Source organism: Acidovorax sp. MR-S7 (genome assembly GCF_000400995.2).
GTDB lineage: Bacteria > Pseudomonadota > Gammaproteobacteria > Burkholderiales > Burkholderiaceae_C > MR-S7.
This window is the reverse complement of sequence record NZ_DF238952.1, coordinates 1-1,964: the sequence shown is the minus strand read 5'-3', so window position 1 is coordinate 1,964 and position 1,964 is coordinate 1. Positions and strand designations below refer to the sequence as shown.

General features: G+C 59.6%; 1 protein-coding gene, 3 tRNA genes and 1 pseudogene. All 5 read right to left on the bottom strand.

What is annotated here, in order from left to right:
- Positions 1–74: pseudogene (locus AVS7_RS23985) on the bottom strand (elongation factor Tu); the annotation flags it as partial.
- Positions 75–150: 76 nt separating this feature from the next.
- Positions 151–225: transfer RNA gene (locus AVS7_RS17720), tRNA-Thr, on the bottom strand.
- Positions 226–264: 39 nt separating this feature from the next.
- Positions 265–338: transfer RNA gene (locus AVS7_RS17715), tRNA-Gly, on the bottom strand.
- Between the two features lie 51 nt (positions 339–389).
- Positions 390–475: transfer RNA gene (locus AVS7_RS17710), tRNA-Tyr, on the bottom strand.
- Positions 476–689: 214 nt separating this feature from the next.
- Positions 690–1,822, bottom strand: a protein-coding gene (locus AVS7_RS17705) for an IS3 family transposase (protein ID WP_369799121.1) whose coding sequence is annotated in 2 segments (ribosomal slippage) — positions 690–1,573 and positions 1,573–1,822 — 1,134 coding nt in all. Because the reading frame shifts where the segments join, the coding sequence is not laid out codon by codon here.
- Between the last annotated feature and the right edge of the window lie 142 nt (positions 1,823–1,964).

Sequence of the window (1,964 nt, the reverse complement as noted above, 5' to 3'; positions counted from 1 at the left end):
TTGCCATGGTCCACGTGACCGATCGTGCCCACGTTCACGTGGGGCTTGGTACGTTCGAACTTACCTTTTGCCATCTTTTCGACTCCGAAAAAATCTACACCAACACGACAAATATTGATGCACCCCTAGCGGAGACGCACCCTTGGAATTTGGTGCCCATGGCGGGAATCGGACCCGCGACCTCTCCCTTACCAAGGGAGTGCTCTACCACTGAGCCACATGGGCATGCGGAGCAAAGCTCCTCAATACGCAACAACAAAATTGTGGAGCGGGAGACGGGAATCGAACCCGCGTCATTAGCTTGGAAGGCTAGGGTTCTACCATTGAACTACTCCCGCGAGACCGATGCCCGCCCAAGCGCGGCCCAACGCCTTCATCGCTCACAATTCTGGTGGAGGGGACTGGATTCGAACCAGTGTAGGCGTAAGCCAACAGATTTACAGTCTGCCCCCTTTAGCCACTCGGGCACCCCTCCGAAGAATTCATGAGTATAGCAGCTTTTCAGCACACAAGGAAGAGCCAGCCAATTTTCTTTGCAGTACAAGTCACGCGTCCCCCTGGCCCGGCGCGTTCGGGCTGCAGGAGGCCCATGTCCTCGTAAAAGCGCATGGCGCGCGTGGTGAGGTCGAACTCTTTTGACCTGCCCCCATTGACCGTACCAACGGATTGGAGAAGTCCGGGGTTGAAGGTTAATCGAAGTTTTGTTTCTGCTCACTGCCAGCAGCACCGCCAGCGCGCTGGCGGTGCTGCTGGGCGAATCGTGCCGGCGGGATGCGTCCCAGACTGCTGTGCGGCCTGACCTCGTTGTAATCCCGCCGCCAATGTGCAATGCACTCCCGGGCCTGTGACAACGATTCAAACCACTGCTCGTTGAGGCATTCATCTCTGAACTTGCCGTTGAAGCTCTCGATGTAGCCGTTCTGCATGGGCTTGCCCGGCTCAATCAGGATGTGCCGAATCCCGTTCTTGTACGTCCAGGCCAGGAACGCCCGACTGGTGAACTCCGGGCCATTGTCCGTTCGCACTGCTGCCGGATAGCCACGGAACCTTGCCACTTGGTCGAGCACGCGGGTGACGTATTGGCCCGAGATGCCGTAGTCCACCGTGATGTCCACGGACTCCTTGCTGAAGTCATCCACCACCGTCAGGCACTTGATGCGCCGTCCACTGGACAGGCTGTCCGAGACGAAATCCATGCTCAGCACCTCGTTGATGTTCCTGGCCAGTTGCAACGGCATACGCTCCTGCGCTGGCCGTTTGGCTTTGCGGCGCTTCTTCACCGTCAGGTTGGCCTGTCGGTACAACCGATAGATGCGCTTGTGGTTCACCCCCGGAAACTGCTCGCGCAGCATGTCGTGGATGCGCCGGTAGCCGAATCGGCGGCGCACCAAGGCCATTTGCCGAATCTGTTCACTCAGGCTGGCGTTGACCTCGCTGGGCTGCGGCGGGTGGCGGTAGCTGTCTCGGGATAGCCCCACAAGGCGGCAGGCGTGCCGCTCCGAGAGGTGATGCTGCTCAATCATCTGTCGGATGGCATCGCGGCGCGCCTGTGGGGCTAGCGCTTTACCCCGAAGACGCTCTTGAGGGCGTGGATGTCCAGGTGGGCCTCGGCCAGCAGTTTCTTGAGCTTGGCGTTCTCGCTCTCAAGCTCGCGCAGGCGCTGGGCCTCCGAGACCTGCATGCCGCCGAACTTCGCGCGCCATTTGTAAAACGTGGCCTGGCTGAAGCCGCCGCTGCGGCACAACTCGGGGATGCCCATGCCGGCTTCGGCCTGTCTCAAGAAGCCAATGATTTGTTCGTCGCTGAACCTGCTCTTCTTCATGTCCGTCATTCTCCTGGGTTGACGGACTTCTCTCGTTTACCGTGGTATGGCTGGTGGGGGGCAGGTCACTTTGGCGAGGTCGCTGATGGAGTAGGTGGCCATGGGAGCGGAGCGGGAGGACATGGAAGGCGTGTTGACGTGG